The organism is Streptomyces sp. NBC_00341 (assembly GCF_041435055.1).
Taxonomy (GTDB): Bacteria; Actinomycetota; Actinomycetes; order Streptomycetales; family Streptomycetaceae; genus Streptomyces.
In genome coordinates this window covers 3,056,969-3,072,329 of sequence record NZ_CP108002.1, presented here as the reverse complement: position 1 = coordinate 3,072,329, position 15,361 = coordinate 3,056,969, and the positions used below count along the sequence as shown (strand labels likewise).

The 15,361-nt window shown below is 71.6% G+C and carries 14 protein-coding genes and 2 tRNA genes; 4 read left to right on the top strand and 12 right to left on the bottom strand.

The window, feature by feature from the left end; translation table 11 throughout:
• Positions 1–58 precede the first annotated feature (58 nt).
• The 7 genes from OG892_RS13695 to OG892_RS13665 all read right to left on the bottom strand — a co-directional run bounded on the left by OG892_RS13695 (position 59) and on the right by OG892_RS13665 (position 5,498).
• Positions 59–132 (bottom strand) — tRNA-Lys (locus OG892_RS13695).
• Between the two features lie 87 nt (positions 133–219).
• The gene (locus OG892_RS13690; RefSeq protein WP_073738297.1) at positions 220–978 is read right to left on the bottom strand and encodes an IclR family transcriptional regulator; all 759 of its coding nucleotides are present in this window, start codon (positions 976–978) and stop codon (positions 220–222) included.
• A gap of 166 nt (positions 979–1,144) precedes the next feature.
• Entirely contained in the window at positions 1,145–1,996 is an 852-nt protein-coding gene (ehuA, locus tag OG892_RS13685; protein ID WP_073738298.1) for an ectoine/hydroxyectoine ABC transporter ATP-binding protein EhuA, read from the bottom strand.
• On the bottom strand, positions 1,986–2,630 hold the full coding sequence (gene ehuD / locus OG892_RS13680) for an ectoine/hydroxyectoine ABC transporter permease subunit EhuD (protein WP_371629292.1): 645 nt from the start codon (positions 2,628–2,630) through the stop codon (positions 1,986–1,988). The genes ehuA and ehuD overlap by 11 nt, the downstream gene beginning before the upstream one ends.
• Positions 2,627–3,361: an ectoine/hydroxyectoine ABC transporter permease subunit EhuC gene (ehuC, locus tag OG892_RS13675; protein ID WP_328866970.1), complete on the bottom strand. Its 735-nt coding sequence runs from the start codon at positions 3,359–3,361 to the stop codon at positions 2,627–2,629. Before ehuC ends, ehuD begins: the two co-directional genes overlap by 4 nt.
• Positions 3,362–3,380: 19 nt before the next feature.
• Positions 3,381–4,283 carry an ectoine/hydroxyectoine ABC transporter substrate-binding protein EhuB gene (ehuB, locus tag OG892_RS13670; protein WP_073738301.1) on the bottom strand — a complete coding sequence of 301 codons (903 nt, stop codon included), beginning with the start codon at positions 4,281–4,283 and terminating at the stop codon, positions 3,381–3,383.
• A 255-nt stretch (positions 4,284–4,538) separates the two neighbouring features.
• Positions 4,539–5,498, bottom strand: a complete 960-nt coding sequence (locus OG892_RS13665; RefSeq protein ID WP_371629291.1) for a D-2-hydroxyacid dehydrogenase — start codon at positions 5,496–5,498, stop codon at positions 4,539–4,541.
• Between the two features lie 200 nt (positions 5,499–5,698).
• Between OG892_RS13665 and OG892_RS13660 the strand changes: the two genes are divergently transcribed.
• Together OG892_RS13660 and OG892_RS13655 are read left to right on the top strand one after the other, a co-directional pair.
• A complete protein-coding gene (locus OG892_RS13660) occupies positions 5,699–6,511 on the top strand; it encodes a decarboxylase (protein WP_371629290.1) in 813 nt (270 codons plus the stop codon).
• A gap of 106 nt (positions 6,512–6,617) precedes the next feature.
• Entirely contained in the window at positions 6,618–7,715 is a 1,098-nt protein-coding gene (locus OG892_RS13655; RefSeq protein WP_371629289.1) for an LLM class flavin-dependent oxidoreductase, read from the top strand.
• Between the two features lie 95 nt (positions 7,716–7,810).
• On the opposite strand, the gene OG892_RS13650 is transcribed toward OG892_RS13655, so the two are convergent.
• Entirely contained in the window at positions 7,811–9,364 is a 1,554-nt protein-coding gene (locus OG892_RS13650; protein ID WP_371629288.1) for an MFS transporter, read from the bottom strand.
• Between the two features lie 92 nt (positions 9,365–9,456).
• On the opposite strand from OG892_RS13650, the gene OG892_RS13645 reads away from it, so the two are divergent.
• Positions 9,457–10,491, top strand: coding sequence for a LysR family transcriptional regulator (locus OG892_RS13645; RefSeq protein WP_371629287.1), 1,035 nt, complete (start codon positions 9,457–9,459; stop codon positions 10,489–10,491).
• Here OG892_RS13645 and OG892_RS13640 read toward each other — a convergent pair.
• Positions 10,425–12,317 (bottom strand): putative bifunctional diguanylate cyclase/phosphodiesterase, encoded by a 1,893-nt coding sequence (locus OG892_RS13640; protein WP_371629286.1) that lies wholly within the window; start codon positions 12,315–12,317, stop codon positions 10,425–10,427. The genes OG892_RS13645 and OG892_RS13640 overlap by 67 nt on opposite strands.
• Positions 12,318–12,746: 429 nt before the next feature.
• On the opposite strand from OG892_RS13640, the gene OG892_RS13635 reads away from it, so the two are divergent.
• Positions 12,747–13,964: a M6 family metalloprotease domain-containing protein gene (locus OG892_RS13635; protein ID WP_371629285.1), complete on the top strand. Its 1,218-nt coding sequence runs from the start codon at positions 12,747–12,749 to the stop codon at positions 13,962–13,964.
• Between the two features lie 55 nt (positions 13,965–14,019).
• On the opposite strand, the gene OG892_RS13630 is transcribed toward OG892_RS13635, so the two are convergent.
• The 3 genes from OG892_RS13630 to OG892_RS13620 all read right to left on the bottom strand — a co-directional run bounded on the left by OG892_RS13630 (position 14,020) and on the right by OG892_RS13620 (position 15,348).
• Positions 14,020–14,093 (bottom strand) — tRNA-Lys (locus OG892_RS13630).
• On the bottom strand, positions 14,084–14,812 hold the full coding sequence (locus OG892_RS13625; protein ID WP_073738308.1) for a bifunctional DNA primase/polymerase: 729 nt from the start codon (positions 14,810–14,812) through the stop codon (positions 14,084–14,086). The genes OG892_RS13630 and OG892_RS13625 overlap by 10 nt, the downstream gene beginning before the upstream one ends.
• 194 nt (positions 14,813–15,006) lie before the next feature.
• Complete coding sequence (locus OG892_RS13620) at positions 15,007–15,348, bottom strand: hypothetical protein (RefSeq protein WP_073738309.1); 342 nt, start codon at positions 15,346–15,348, stop codon at positions 15,007–15,009.
• Positions 15,349–15,361: the final 13 nt, after the last annotated feature.

Sequence of the window (15,361 nt, the reverse complement as noted above, 5' to 3'; positions counted from 1 at the left end):
CAGCACAAAACGCACGAGGCGGTCCCCGTTGAACGGAGACCGCCTCGTGCGTTGTCTGTGCGCCGCCAGGGACTCGAACCCCGGACCCGCTGATTAAGAGTCAGCTGCTCTAACCAACTGAGCTAGCGGCGCCTGCTGACTCGAAAATAATACCTGGTCCTCAGGGGTGCGAATGACACCCCCCGGCGGACCGGGTCCACGGGGCTGTCGAGCCAGGCCCTACAGGGCCAGGGACAGCAGCACCGGGGCCGCGCGCCGGTTCAGCGTGTCCGCCGCCTCGCGCAGTCGGTGCGCGTCCTCGACGGGCAGCGAGAGCGCCAGGCATCCCGCCGACGCCCCGGCGGTCAGCGGCACCGCCGCGCACACCGTGCCGACCGCGTACTCCTGGAGGTCGAGCACCGGGACCGTCGCCGGCTGGCTGTCCAGCTTGGAGAAGAGGACCTGCTCGCTCGTGATCGTCCGCGACGTCAGCCGGGCGGTCTTGTGCCGGGAGATGTGGTCGCGGCGGCCGTTCTGGTCCAGCTGGGTCAGCAGGCACTTGCCGATGGCCGAGGCGTGCGCCGAGGACCTGAAGTCCACCCACTCGTTGACCGCCGGGGTGCGCGGCCCGTCGGCGTACTGGGTGACCCGGATCTCGCCGTCCACGTACCGGCTGATGTAGATCGCCGCGCCGACCGAGTCGCGCAGCTGCACCAGCGCCTGCTGGAGCCGGGCCTCCACGGCCTGTCTGCGCGCCGCGCCGGAGCCGAGCAGCAGCAGTGAGGCGCCGATCACATACGCGCCGTCGGCGATCTGCTCGACGTACCCCTCGCGGCGCAGCATCAGCAGGAGGGAGGCGAGATGCCCGACGGGCAGTCCCGTCTCCCGGGCGATCTGGGTGTCCGTCACGCCGTTGCCGTGTTTGGAGACCGTTTCGAGAACACGGAGGGCGTACTGCACCGAATGGAACGGCGCGGTCGGTTCGGGCTTCAACGCCACGGTTTCCCCCTACCAGGTTGTGACCGCAAGCTCTGTCCTCACGATAGCGGCCAATGGCCTGTTCAGGGGCTGGTGTTGACGACTCGGCCGTGCGCCCCGGCACCGCGGACCGGGGCGCACGCACCTGGCATATGCCAAGGTCAAGAGTGGACGACGGATGCCGAGGTCACAGCACCGCGTTGAGGAATTCGCGCGTGCGTTCGTGCTCCGGGTCCGTGAAGATTTTTTCCGGCGAACCCGACTCCACGACCCGTCCGGCGTCGAACATCAGCACCTTCTCCGAGACGTCCCGGGCGAAGTTCATCTCGTGGGTCACACAGAGCATGGTGATGTCGGTGTTGCGCGCGATATCGCTCAGCAGCTCCAGGACGCCGGCCACCAGCTCCGGGTCGAGCGCCGACGTCACCTCGTCCAGGAGCAGGATCTCCGGCTCCATCGCCAATGCCCGCGCGATGGCGACCCGCTGCTGCTGGCCGCCGGAGAGCTGGGAGGGGTGGGCGTCGACCTTCGCGGAGAGCCCGACCAGGTCGAGCAGCTCCCGGGCCCGGGTCTCCGCCTTGTCGCGGTCCATGCCCAGGACGTTGATCGGCGCCTCTGTGATGTTCTGGAGCACCTTCATGTTGGGGAAGAGGTTGAACTGCTGGAAGACCATCCCGATCTTCTTCCGCGCCTCACGCAGATGCTTCTCGGAGGCCGGCTTCAGCGAACCGTCCGCCGCCGTCATGTGCGTCAGCGGGTCGCCGTTGATCCGGATCACGCCGTCGCTGACCTTCTCCAGCGTCATCAGCAGCCGCAGGATCGTGGTCTTGCCCGAGCCGCTGGGCCCGATCAGGGTGACGTGCTCGCCGCGCTCGACCGTGAAGTCCAGCTGGTCGAGGACGACATGGTCGCCGTACTGCTTGACCACCTTGTCGAAGCGGACCAGCGGATGCCCGGTGACCTTGGAGGTGGAGACCGGCACGACGTCCTCGGGCGCCGTGGCCGCGGTCTTCTGCACGGGGAGAGGTTCAGTGGCCAAGGCGCTTCTCCAGTTTTCTCATCAACAGCGAGGTCGGGTAGCTCGCGACCAGGAAGAGGATCCCGGCGAGCGTGAACACCTCGGTGTACACGAAGTGTGCGGCCCCGTACTCACGGGCTTTGAAGACCATCTCCTGCACCGTGATCACGGCGAGGAACGGGGTCTCCTTGAACATCAGGATCGCGTAGTTCCCGAGGGCGGGCAGCACGTTGCGCACCGCCTGCGGCAGGATCACGGCCTGCCAGGTCCGCCGGGGCGACATGGACAGTGCCCGGCAGGCTTCCCACTGCCCCTTCGGGACGCTGTCGATCCCGGCGCGGTACACCTCGGAGGTGTATGTGGCGTAGTGGATGCCCAGCACCACGATGCCGATGTACAGCGGCTCCACCGAGCTGAACACCGCGGCGGCGCCGACGAGCTGGATCAGCAGCGGGGTGGAGCGGATGAACTCCATCACCACCTTCACCGGCACGGTCACGAACCGGCTCGGAGCCCGTCCGGCGACCGCGATGGCCAGCCCGAGCACCGCGGCGACCACCGTGCCCAGCAGGGTGGCCAGCAGGGTGATCTTGAACCCCTGCAGGAGCAGAGGCAGGGCCTCGCCGACGGCGCCCCACTTGAATCCCTCGTTCACCGGGCACCTCCCGCGGCGGCGGCGGTCACGGCGCTGCGGGACTTCAGCAGGCTGCGCCCGCCGGTGTCCAGGCCGAGCTTGCGCTTGGCGGACCGTTCCAGCAGGTTCATCAGCAGGGTCAGCGCGTACGCCAGCACGAAGTAGCAGGCCAGCAGGGTCACATACGCGGTGAGGGTCTCACCCGTACGGGTGCGCAGCTTCTCGACCGCGGTCATCAGGTCGGCGGCCGAGATGAGCCACAGCAGTGGCGTGCACTTCAGCAGCTGGATCAGCAGGTTGGTGAGGGAGGGGAGCATCTGCACCCAGGCCTGCGGCATGATCACCTTGCGCATCCGGTGCAGCGGCGTCATGTTCAGCGCGATCGTCGCCTCGTACTGGGCGCGTGGAACGGAGTTGATCGCCCCGCGCACCACCTCGGCGCCGTACGCGCCGTAGTTGAGGCCGAAGGCGAGGACGCCGCAGACCAGCGGGGACAGCTCGTACCCGGTCAGCGGGGGCATCGCGTAGTAGAACCAGAACAGCTGGACGTACAGCGAGGTGCCGCGGAAGAACTCCACGACCACGCGGGAGACGCCGCGCGACAGCAGCAGCCGGCTGATCGACATCAGGCCGAGGACGAACGACAGCACCAGGGCCAGCAGCGCGCCCAGGATCGTGGCTTCCAGCGTGACCCACAGGCCGGAGCGCAACTGTGGGAGATCGTCCATGAAGGCGGAGAAGAAATCACTCATGCGGTGGGTTCCGTCCCTGTCAGCCCTTGCAGAGATCGGCCGTCTTCAGGGTGGTCGGCGGGAGCTCGCTGGCTCCGAAGCCGTAGTCCTGGAGCAGGCTCACATAGCGCGACTTGTCGGAGACGATCTTCTTCAGCTCACGGTTGAAGGCGTCCCGCAGATCCTCGTTGCCCTTGCGGAAGACGGCGCCGCCGGGGCTGTACTGCTTCTTGCCCTTGAGCTCGGGCAGGAAGGCCTCGGTGACCTCGGTGCCCGCGTTGGTCTTGGCGAGCCAGCGCAGCGAGATGCCGGTGAGCAGGAACGCGTCGACCCGGCCGCCCTTGACCGCGTCCGCGCCGTCCTGCGGCTTCTGCAGCGTCTTGATCCTGTCCTTGGAGATGCCGGCGCCCTCGGCGTACGAGCCCTCGACCGCACCTGCCATCACACCGATGGTGATCCCGGCCGCCTTCGCGGAGGCCAGGTCGGTGATCTTCTTCGGGTTGCCCTTCTTCACCATCATCGCGGTCGGCGAGATGAACTCGGGCTCCGAGAAGAGGGCGTTGGCGCAGCGCTCGGGGGTGATCGCCATACCGGCGCTGACCACGTCGTACTTCTTGGCCTGGAGGCCCGGGATCAGCCCGTCCCACTCGGAGAGGGTGGGCCGCAGCTCGTCGACCCCGAGGGCCTTGAAGATCTCGCGGTGCAGTGCCGGTGCCTCGCCCTTGAGCTGCTTGCCCTCCATGTAGCCGTACGGGGCCTCATCCGCGTACGCGACCCGGACGAAGCCCTGCTTGCGGAGCTTGTCGAGGGCTCCTTCGCCGTCCGCGGAGTCGGCGCCGGTCTTGCTGCACGCGGTGAGCAGGCCGGGGACGACGAGCAGACCGCCCACGGCTGCCGATCGGTTGAGAAAGCCCCGGCGGGACAGGTTCGGGAAGTCAGCCATGGTTCGCAGTCTCCTGGAAGGTTCGAACAGTCCGGACAGGGTGAACGCTGCCCGCTCCCGTACGTCTATGCAGCAGGAGATTGCATGTAACCGAACGGTGGCCGGAGGGTGACCTTCCCGTGTCCGAAGTTGGGCGGAGCGCGACGAGATGTGTGCAGGGTGTATTTCCTTGCGGGATGCGGCGGATGACGGGGTGTTATCGGTAGATGTCCGCAATGGGGTGGTGAAGTCGGCATGGAACGGGCCGGGTTGGGCTCACTCGTCCAGATCCGTCCCCGGGATGTAGCCGAGCCGTTTGTCCACCACGTTCGGCAACGGGTTCCCGGCCGCCCGCAGTTCGTACATCGCGACGAACTGCTCACCCAGCCGGTCCCGCCAGCCCACCGTGTCACCGCTCATGTGCGGCGAGACGATCAGGCCGGGCACGTCCCACAGCGGGCTCCGCGGGCCGAGCGGTTCCGTGGCGAACACGTCGAGCGCCGCCCCCGCGATCCACCGCTTGCGCAGCGCGTCCACCAGATCGCCCTCGACGACCATCGGTCCGCGTCCCACGTTGATGAACCGGGCCGACGGCTGCATGAGCCCGAAGAACCGGCGGTCGAACATCCCGTACGTCCGAGGGGTCAGCGGCGCCGCGCAGATCACCCAGTCGGCCCGCGCCGCCAGCGGGTCCAGATCCTCCGCCCCGTGGATCGTGCGCCGGGCCGTGCGCCCCACCAGCGCCACCTCGACGCCCAGCGCCATCAGCAGCCGGGTGACCGCCCGGCCGACCGGCCCCGCGCCGACGACCACGGCACGCGTGCCGGTGACCGGGACGCTCTCGCGGTGCTGCCACCGCCGCGCCCGCTGGAGCTCCAAGGTGCCGGGGAGGTCCTTCGCGAACGCCAGCACCAGCCCCGCCACGTACTCGGCGATCGGCTGTTCGAACACGCCCCGAGCATTGGTCACCACCGTGTCGCACTCCACCAGCTCCGGGCAGAGCAGCCGGTCGACGCCCGCGCTCGCCGTATGCACCCAGGCAGGGCGCGGCCCGTCACCCGGCCAGGCCTCCCGCACCGCGTCGGAGGTGAAGTCCCAGACCAGCAGGACATCGGCATGGGGGAGCCGCGCGGCCAGACCGGCCGCGTCGGTGTGCCGGACCGCGACCCGCCCGGCCAGCCGGCCGAGCCGGGGCGGTGGATCGGCGTCCAGTACGAGCAGAACGGGCTCCGGCATGGGGGACGGTTCCTCCCGCGTCGGCCTGGGGTGACAGACCCCAGGTGGGCTCCCGGCCCACGCTCGCAGCCGCTCCCGCCCCCGTCAACAGCTCGGAGCGATGACCCGGGCGGATGGGGGAATACTTGAACGGAGACGGGGGAGCTCCGGAAGACAGCCGGACAGCGGACGGAAGCTGCCGGCGCACAGGAAGGGTGGACATGACGACCGTCGGATTCCTCTACCCGGGCCATTTCGCGGCGGGCGACTTCCCGCGCATGGAGGTCCTGCTCGACAGCACCATCAGACTCGTCGTCCAGCACACCGAGTGCCCCGACGACGCCTACCGCGAGGACGCCCTGCGGGCCCTGGGCGCCCCCGAGCGGCTCGCGGCCGGGGCGCAGGAGCTGGGGCGCTCCGGGGTGGAGTCCGTCGTCTGGGCCTGCGACGGCGGCAGTTTCCTGTACGGCCCGCAGGGCGCCCACGCCCAGGCCGCGACGCTGGCCCGCGCGCTGGGCGTGCCCGTCTCCAGCACCTCCATCGGCTTCGTCCACGCGGTACGGAAGCTGGGCGCCGCCCGGGTCGCGGTGGCCGCGACGTATCCGGAGGAGATCGCCGCGCACTTCACCGCGTTCCTGACGGCCGAGGGCATCGAGGTGCTCGCCACCCACGCGGCCGGTGCCGCCACGGCCGCGGAGGCCGCCGACTGGGGCCCGGACCGGATCAAGGAGCTGGCCACCGCCGCCGACCGCCCGGACGCGGACGCGGTCCTGCTGCCGGACACCGCCCTGCACACGGTCGGCCACCTCACGGAACTGGAGGAGCTGCTCGGCAAACCGGTCCTCACCGCGAACCAGGTGGCCGTCCGGGAGGCCCTGCGGCTGGCCGACCGCCCCGCCTGGGCCGCGCGGCTCGGCACGCTCTTCGCGGCCCGCGAGGCCCCGCCGGCCCCGGCGGAGCCGCAGGCCCGGCGGGTCTGGGGCAGCGGCCGCTCGTATGCGCACGGCGGAGACTCCGGCCGGACCCCGGAGTAGGCGGACTCCGGGACAGTGGCGGGCCCGGAATAAACGGAGCCATCCTCCTGTTTGTTCTCTCCGGACGTACAGAGGGATATCAGAGCACCATCGGAGAGGTCAGGACGTGGACGAGATTCGAGGCGACGAGATCCGTGGCAAGGCGGAGGGAACGGCACCCGTTCCGCTCTCCGTGCTCGATCTGGTGACCGTGGGCCAGGGCGGTACCGCGAGCCAGGCCCTGCGCACCGGGGTCGAGATCGCGCAGCTCGCGGAGCGGCGCGGCTTCCACCGCTACTGGGTCGCGGAACACCACTCGATGCCCGGCGTCGCCTCCTCCTCACCGGCCGTGATCCTGGCCCACACCGCCGCCCACACCGAACGCATCCGGCTCGGCTCCGGCGGCGTCATGCTGCCCAACCACGCCCCGCTCGTCATCGCCGAGCAATTCGGCACCCTGGAGGCCATGGCCCCCGGCCGCGTCGACCTCGGCCTCGGCCGGGCCCCGGGCACGGACGGCGCCACCGCCGCCGCGCTGCGCCGCACCGAACGGCTCAACGAGGGCGCCGACGACTTTCCGCAGCAGCTGGCCGAGCTGACCCGCTTCCTGGACGACGACTTCCCCGACGGCCACCCCTACGCCCGCATCCACGCGGTCCCCGGCCCCGTCCAGGCCACCGCGGAGGGCGGCGTCCAGTCCCCGGCCCGGCCGCCCCTGTGGCTGCTCGGCTCCTCCGGCTTCAGCGCCCGGCTGGCCGGCGTGCTCGGCCTGCCCTTCGCCTTCGCCCACCACTTCTCGGCCCAGAACACCATCCCGGCCCTGGAGCTGTACCGGGAGTCCTTCAGGCCGTCCGCGGTGCTGGACGCCCCGTACTCCCTGATCGGCGTCGCCGCCCTGGCCGCGGAGGACGAGCGCGAGGCCCGCCGCCAGGTGCTGACCGGCGCCCTGTCGATGCTCCGGCTGCGCTCCGGCCGCCCCGGCCTTGTCCCGACGCCGGAGGAGGCGGAGGCGTACGCCTTCACCCCGATGGAGCGCGAGTTCGTCGACAGCTGGCTCGTCAACATCGTCCACGGCACGGCCGACGAGGTCCGCACCGGCCTCGACGACCTGGCCAAGCGCACCGGCGCCGACGAGCTGATGATCACCGCCAACGCCCACGGCGGCGAGGCCCGGCTGCGCAGCTACGGGCTGATCGCGGACGCCTACGGGCTGCCGGGAGCCTGACCCGGGCCGCACCGAAGCCGGTCCGGCCCCCACGTCGTGTGGGGGCCGGACCGGCTTCGGCGTATCCGTACGCAGGCGTCCGGGCGGGCACCCGGTCAGCACTCCGGCCCGCGGCGGCGCAGGAAGAGCGCCGCGACCAGCACCCCGGCCAGCAGCGTGCCGCCCGCCACCAGCAGGGCCGCGTGCAGCCCGGCCAGCAGCGAGTCGCCCGAGGCGGCGACGGCGGCCAGCCCCGCGACACCGATGGCGCCCACGAACTGCGGCATCTGGGCCAGGCTGCCCGCCACGCCCTGCTCGTCGTCCCGCAGCCCGGAGGTCAGCGTCGAGATGAACGCGACCACGGCGAGGACATGGCCGAACCCCATCAGCCCCGACGTCACCAGCAGCAGCGGAAGACTGCCGTTCCCCGGCAGCAGGACCATCGCACCCGTGCCCGCCGCCTGGACCAGCAGACCGCTCACCATCGCGGCCGTCGTACCGCGCGCCGCGATCACCCGGGAGGCCAGGGTCCCGGCGACCAGCGCGGCCGCACCCTCGGCGAGGAAGCCGAATCCGGTGGCCAGCGGCGACCAGCCGAGCACGTCCTGCATGTACAGGCTGAGCAGCAGCGTCGCACCGCCGCACATCGAGAAGGTGATCAGCCCGACCAGCGCGCTCCACTTGACCGTGCGGCGGCCCAGCAGCCCGAGCGGGACCAGCGGCGCGCTGTGCCGGGACTCGGCGAAGAGGAAGGCGGCGAGCAGCGCCACCGCGCCGGTCAGCGCGGTCAGGGTCGGCGCACTCGCCCAGCCGGCGTCGGCCCCGGTCGAGATCGCGTACACCAGGGCGAACAGCCCGGCGCTGGACAGCAGGGCGCCCGGCACGTCGAGACGGCCCGCGCGGCGGGCGTCGGCCGGGGCGGGCAGCACGGTGAGCGCGCCGACGAGGACGGCCGAACCGATCAGCGCCAGCAGCAGCATCGTCCAGCGCCAGTTGAGCCCGCTGGTGATGAGCCCGCCGCCGATGGTGCCGGTCACGAAACCGAGCGAGAGCAGCGCGCCGTTGATCCCCAGCGCCTTGGTGCGCCGGGGCCCTTCGGGAAACGAGGCGGTCATCAGGGCGAGCGCGGTCGGCCCGATCATCGCGGCGGCGACCCCCTGTCCGGCCCGTGCGGCGATCAGCAGCGCCGGACCCGTGGTCGCGGCGGCCAGCAGCGAGAGCGCGGTGAACAGGGCGGCGCCCAGGACGAAGAGCCTGCGCCGGCCGACCAGGTCGCACAGCCGGCCGAAGAGCGGCAGCAGTCCGGCGGTGGGCAGCAGACAGGCGGTGGCCACCCACTGCAGATCGCCCGTGGAGGCGAAGCCGAGGTCGCGGCCGATCTCCGGCAGCGCGACGGTGATGATCGAGTAGTCGAGGCCGGTCATGAACGTGGCCCCGCACAGGGTGATCAGGATCAGCAGGCCACGCGGCCCGAGTGCGGAGGTCCCCGGGGCGGTGGTGCCGGTCAGGGCGTCCCCGGACGGGGGTGAGGCGGCGGTGGTCATCGGGAGCCTCTCAGCGGTTCGTACGCGGATGCCGACCGGGAGGACGCCGGGTCGCGGCGCGGCCGGGTTCCCGGCCGCGCCGCCCGCCCGGAGAGTGCCGGTCAGCGAGGTGACCGGTGATCCCATGCCAACTCTTCGGTGCGGCGCGGTGGTTACGCGTACGAGCTTCGGCCCGCACCGCCCGGCCGGTCCAATACCCGCTTTCATAACCTGGGGGCATGGATGTCGACACCAGGCTGCTCCGCTCGTTCGCGGTCGTGGCCGACGAGGGCCATCTGACCCGGGCCGCGGAGCGGCTGTTCATCTCGCAGCCCGCCCTGACCAAACAGATCAAGCAGCTCGAAGCGCTGCTCGGCGTCACGCTGTTCACCCGGTCCCGGACCGGTATGACGCTCACGGAGGCGGGGGCCGCGCTCGCCGGATCGGTCCCCGCCGTACTCGACTCCTGGGACGTGGCCCTGCGCACGGCCAAGAGCGCCGCCGGCCGGGCGGACCGGGTGCTGCGGGTCGGCTTCGTCGCGAGCGGGGCCAACGAGCTGACGCAGCGGATCATCGCGGCCTTCGCCCGGCGGCGGCCGGGCTGGCGGGTCCAGCTCCACCAGACCTCGTGGGACGACCCGACGGCGGGGCTGGCGTCCGGGGACGCCGATGCCGCGCTGCTGCGGCTGCCGTTCCCCGGCGAGGAGGCGCTGGACATCGAGGTGCTGATCACCGAGGACCGGTGGGTGGCGCTGCCCGTCGGCCACCGGCTGGCCGGCCAGGAGGTGATCCCGTTCGCCGACCTCTTCGAGGAGCCGTTCGTCGCCACCCCGGAGGCGTCGGGCCGGTGGCGCGACTACTGGCTGGCCTCGGACGAGCGGGGCGGGCACCCGGTGACGGTCGGGGCCGTCGCACACAATCCCGACGAGTGGCTGAACGCGATCGCCAACGGCTACGGCGTCAGCCTCACCCCGCAGGCCACGGCCCGCTTCTACCAACGCCCTGACGTGGTCTACCGCCCGGTCAGCGGGGTCAGCCCGTCCCGGGTCGGAGTCGCCCGGCCCCGTACGCCCGATGTCCCCGCCGCCGTCCGGGACTTCGTGCGCAGCTGCCTGGAGCTGCGGCCCGTCCCGGAGTCCGGCGAGCTGCCCGCCCCGGACCCCGGGGGCTGCCGGGAGCCTGACCCGAGCCGCCTCGGGCCGTCGCCTCAGGCCTCCAGGGCGCGGGCGCCGAGCAGTTCGGTGATGCGCTCCGGGGCGACCGCGCGCGAGTAGAGCCAGCCCTGCCCGGTGTCGCAGCCGATCCGGCGCAGCCGTTCCGCCTGGCCGGCCGTCTCCACGCACTCCGCGGTGACGGTCAGGCCCAGCCGGTGCGCCAGCTGGACCATCGCCTCGACGATCGTCTCGTCGGCGGGGCTGGGATGGGCGCCGTCCTCGTAGCGGAAGCCGCGAACGAAGGCGCCGTCCAGCTTCAGCACGGAGACCGGCAGGCGGCTCAGGTAGGCGAGGTTGGAGTAGCCGGTCCCGAAGTCGTCGATGGCGATCCGGACGCCCATGTCGCTCAGTGTCTGGAGGGACTGGAGCGGGCGGCCCGCCGAACCCATCACCGCGGACTCGGTCAGCTCCAGCTGCAGCAGCGCCGGGGCCAGGCCGGTCTCCGCGAGGATCTCCGCCACATCGGTGACCAGGTCGGAGTCCCAGACCTGGCGCACCGCGACGTTGACGCTGATGAACAGCGGCTGCTCCGCCGGGTGGTCGAGCTGCCAGCGCCGGGCCTGACGGCACGCAGCCCGCAGCACCCAGCGGCCCAGCTGCACGATCGAGCCGTCCTCCTCCGCGATCGCGACGAACCGGTTGGGCGAGAGCATGCCGAACTGCGGATGGTTCCAGCGCACCAGCGCCTCCACCCCGCGCACCACCCCGTCGGCCATGCCGACCAGCGGCTGGTACTCGATGGTGAACTCGCCGCGCTCCACGGCCGGCCGGAGCGTGGACGAGAGGGCCTGGCGCGTCATCCGGTGGGCGTTGCGCTCCGGGTCGAAGAGGGTCCAGCGGGCCTTGCCGTCGGCCTTCGCCCAGTACAGCGTCGTATCGGCGGCCTGCATGAGCCCCGTCGCCGAGGTGCCCGCCACCGGCCGCTCCACCACACCGATCGACGCCGAGACGGAGAGCCGCTGGCCGGCCAGGTCGAAGGGCTTCTGGAGCGCGGCGAGCACGGTGCGGGCGAGTTCGGTCAGCTGCCGGGTACCCGTGGACTCCTCGACCAGGATCGCGAACTCGTCCCCGCCGAGGCGCGCCACCAGCGGGGCGCCGCCGGGGTGGAGGCCCTCCTGCTCCGCGCAGTCGGTGAGCCGGGCGGCGACGGCGGCGAGCAGCCGGTCCCCGATCCGGTGCCCCAGGGTGTCGTTGACCGCCTTGAAGCCGTCCAGGTCGAGGTAGCAGAGCCCGATCCGGCCGCGTCCGGGACGGGTGTCGTCCTGGTACGGCGGGGTCTCCAGGACGGCCGAGAGCCGCTCGAAGAACAGGGCGCGGTTGGGCAGCCGGGTCACCGGGTCGTGCATCTGGAGGTGGCGCAGCCTCTTCTGCAGCTCGCGCCGGTCGCTGACGTCCGCGACGGAGAGCAGTACCTGCCGGTGCTCGGCGCCGGTCTCGGGCCCCCGCGTCCCCGGCATCGGTACGACGGTGATCTCGGCCCACAGGGAGCGCCCGTCGGGGTGCTTGAGCCGGCGGGTGCAGCGGAAGCGGGAGCGCCTGCCGTACAGCACCTCGCGGTAGGCGTGCCAGGTGCGGCCGTCCGCCGCGAGGTCGACGAGATCGGAGGCGGACTGCGCGGTGAGCGCCGGGGCGGGGATACCGACCAGGGCGGACAGCGCCTCGTTCGCGGTGACGATCAGGCCCTCGTTGTCGACGACGGCCATCGGGAGGGTGGCGGCGAGGAAGGCGGCCCGGTAGTCGTGCGGACCGGAGAGCGCCGTCTCCCCGGGGGCGTCGGCAGGGGCGTCCCCGGCGGGCCAAGAGTCATGACGCTCCGTGACCGATGGTCGTGCGGAAGAGGGTGCTGTGCCTGCCGGGGGCCTCGGCCCATCGGAGGTTGCGCTCACCGTTCGCTCCCGCCATGCAGTTCTGTCCCGGACAGGTCTGGTCGGACTGGCCCGCCGCGTGGAGCGCCGTTGTCAGGGGCGGAAATCGCGGAGGAAAGCGAGGTGAAGCATAGAGGCTGGCGGCTCGGCCGTTCCAGCGCCCCGACCGTTCCGGGCTCCGTGCCCGATGTGCATGGGCCATTCGCGCGCAGATCCGGTTTGCCCATGCCTGATCGTTTCTGCGCGGCTCTGTTCTCTACGGTTGCGCCGGTGATCGATTGTGACTGTCTGTGAAGCGAGTGCGTGGTTGGGGCACTGACCCGACTGGGGCAGCTCAACAGGACGTAACGCCTGAATCGCCACAGGGTGGTCGGGAGGGTGCTGAAGATCCCAGGCGTCCGCACCCCGCACCCGGAGGTAGATGTGCCGCGTCAGCACGGACCCGGAGGAGTGGTGAGGCCGAGTCCGCGCGCCGTGACGGCCGGCCTGATCTCCCTGCTGGCGGTCGCCGCCACCTCCCTCGTCGCGGGCCCGGCCGCGGCCGCCACCGGTGCGGCGGCCGCCTGCGCGCTGCCCCGGACCGCGGCCCACCACTCGCTGGGCCTGGACGAGTGGAACGGCGCCTACCCACGCCCCGACCATCCGCTCGACGCGGTGATGGTCTTCCTCTCGTTCCCGGACGCCCGGCCCGTCACCACCCCCGCCGAACTCACCGCCGACTACTTCCCCGCCACCACCCGGTTCTTCCAGCGCGCCAGTTACGGAAAGTTCACCCTGCGCCCGCACCCGCAGAAGCGGTGGATCCAGATGCCCAAGCCGTCGGTGCGGTACGGCATAAGGCGGGACTGGTCCAGCGACCGGCGCGGCGCCTATCTGCACGACGCCATCGACGCGGCCGACCCCGAGGTGGACTTCTCGAAGTACGACATCGTCTACCTCGTCGCGGACCCGGACGCCCCGGGCGTCGACTCCGACGCCACCAAGGTCGTCAACTTCGATCAGCCGCTGCGCGCCGACGGTACGGACATCAGGCGCGTCGTCACCGTCTTCGAACAGCACCCGCCCGACCACAACGTGCTGGCCCACGAGACCGGACACGTCTTCGACCTGCCCGACCTCTACCACCGGCCCTCGGACGGCAAGGGCGACTGGGACACCTATGTGGGCGACTGGGACGTGATGGGCAGCCAGTTCGGGCTCGCGCCCGATCTCTTCGGCTGGCACAAGTGGAAGCTGGGCTGGCTGGACGACCGGCAGGTGGTCTGCGTCCAGAGCGACCGGGTGCTCACCCTGGAGCCGATGGCCGCCGTGCCGGTGCCCGGCGCGTCCATCGGGACCCGGCTCGCGGTGATCAGGACGGGCGAGGGCAGCGCCGTGGCGATCGAGGCCCGCAGCGCCACCGGCAACGACCGGTCGACGTGCGGCGAGGGCGTGCTGCTCTACCGGGTCCGCAACGAGACCCCGTCGGGCGGCGGGCCGGTCGACGTCATCGACACCCACCCCGGCACCGACGCCTGCTGGGACCAGTCCGTCTATCCGCCGCTCGCGGACGCCCCGCTGCGGCTCGGTGAGACGTTCTCCGTACCCGGCGGGCACACCACGATCGAGGTCGCCGACCGGACCCCGTCCGGCGCCTGGACGGTCCGGATCACCACCGGAACACAATGACGAGGACCACAACGAAGAAGCCCCCTCGCTCTCGCGAGGGGGCTTCTTCCGTCTGTGCGCCGCCAGGGACTCGAACCCCGGACCCGCTGATTAAGAGTCAGCTGCTCTAACCAACTGAGCTAGCGGCGCCTGCTGACGTCGTAGACCTTAGCACCCTGATCGGCGGGAGGAAAAATCGAAATACGGGGCCCCGAAGAGGGCACCGAGCGGGCCACCCGCACACACGCCCAGAGCAGTACGTCGGGTCCGGGCAGCCAGGGGCTGCGGGTGTCGGGGGCGACCACCCAACGGGGGCCCGAGGCGTTCGGCCCACAGGTCAGGGGCGGCACGGTCACCGCGTCCCCGGTGCCGTGACAGAGCAGCGGTGGCACCTTCCGGCCGCTCTCGTCCCGCCCCGCAGAACCCCCCGCCGAACCCCCCGCGGACCGGGACGCGGCGCCCCCGCCCCACTCCTCCCAGTCGAGCAGCGAGGGCAGCCGCTGGGCCGTCCCGGGGGAGGCGAAGAGCAGCATCCGGCCGCGGTGCGTGGCGACGGGTCCGGAGCCCGGCCCGTCCGCCCAGAGGTGTTCGAGCATCCGGCGCCCGAAGAGCGTGGGCACGTTCACCACGTCGAAGGACGAGCCGCACGGCAGCACACCGGGGGCGGACGGGTGCGACTCCCACTGGCTCAGGGCGCTGCGCGGATACGCCGCCGCGCCGGCCAGCCAGGCGGCACCGGCCGCGGTCACCTGAGCCGTCTGGTCACCGGCCTGCTCGCGCAGGACGGCGAACACGTCGGCGGCCCGGTCTTCCCGGTAGGGGCCGTCGCCGTGATGCAGGGTCGTTTCGTCTGGCAGCCATGCGGTCATGCACACAGGTCTACCGGGAGTGATCAAGCGGATTCCGAGAGTTGCCGGAAACCGGGACAGGCCGGGGTGGTGAGGAGTATCTTGCCCCAGGGCATATGCCAGTGGTTCTACCCACAGTCAGCACCGGTCATGATCAGCCGGCGCATCGGCGCATCGGCGGGTTGGCGCATCGGCGGGTTGGCGGGTCGGCCTGCTCAGGGCCTGGGGCCGTTCAGCAGGCTCCGGCCGAACTCGACCATCTTCGTCGCGTAGTCCTCCGTCCACTCCGCCCGCCGCGCGATGTCCGCCGTGGTGAGCCGGTCGAACCGGCGCGGATCGGCCAGCTGGGCGGCGGCGATCGCCTGGAACTCGACCGCCCGGTCGGTCGCGGCGCGGAACGCCAGGGCCAGCTCGGTGGAACGGCTCAGCAGCTCCTTCGGATCCTCCATCGACTCCAGGTCGAAGAAGTGCTCCGGATCGGCGACCGACGCCGACGGCTCGAAGAGCAGGGGCGCGGGGCGCAGCCGCTGCCGCTCGTTCCGCTCGGGTTGTGCCATGTGGTTGTTCCTC

What these genes read in the sequence shown, in the direction of transcription:
- ehuC (WP_328866970.1), bottom strand. Translation starts at nt 3,361, where the DNA reads ATGAGTGATTTCTTCTCCGCCTTCATGGACGATCTCCCACAGTTGCGC.
- ehuB (WP_073738301.1), bottom strand. Translation starts at nt 4,283, where the DNA reads ATGGCTGACTTCCCGAACCTGTCCCGCCGGGGCTTTCTCAACCGATCG.
- OG892_RS13665 (WP_371629291.1), bottom strand. Translation starts at nt 5,498, where the DNA reads ATGCCGGAGCCCGTTCTGCTCGTACTGGACGCCGATCCACCGCCCCGG.
- OG892_RS13660 (WP_371629290.1), top strand. Translation starts at nt 5,699, where the DNA reads ATGACGACCGTCGGATTCCTCTACCCGGGCCATTTCGCGGCGGGCGAC.
- OG892_RS13650 (WP_371629288.1), bottom strand. Translation starts at nt 9,364, where the DNA reads ATGGGATCACCGGTCACCTCGCTGACCGGCACTCTCCGGGCGGGCGGC.
- OG892_RS13645 (WP_371629287.1), top strand. Translation starts at nt 9,457, where the DNA reads ATGGATGTCGACACCAGGCTGCTCCGCTCGTTCGCGGTCGTGGCCGAC.
- OG892_RS13625 (WP_073738308.1), bottom strand. Translation starts at nt 14,812, where the DNA reads ATGACCGCATGGCTGCCAGACGAAACGACCCTGCATCACGGCGACGGC.
- OG892_RS13620 (WP_073738309.1), bottom strand. Translation starts at nt 15,348, where the DNA reads ATGGCACAACCCGAGCGGAACGAGCGGCAGCGGCTGCGCCCCGCGCCC.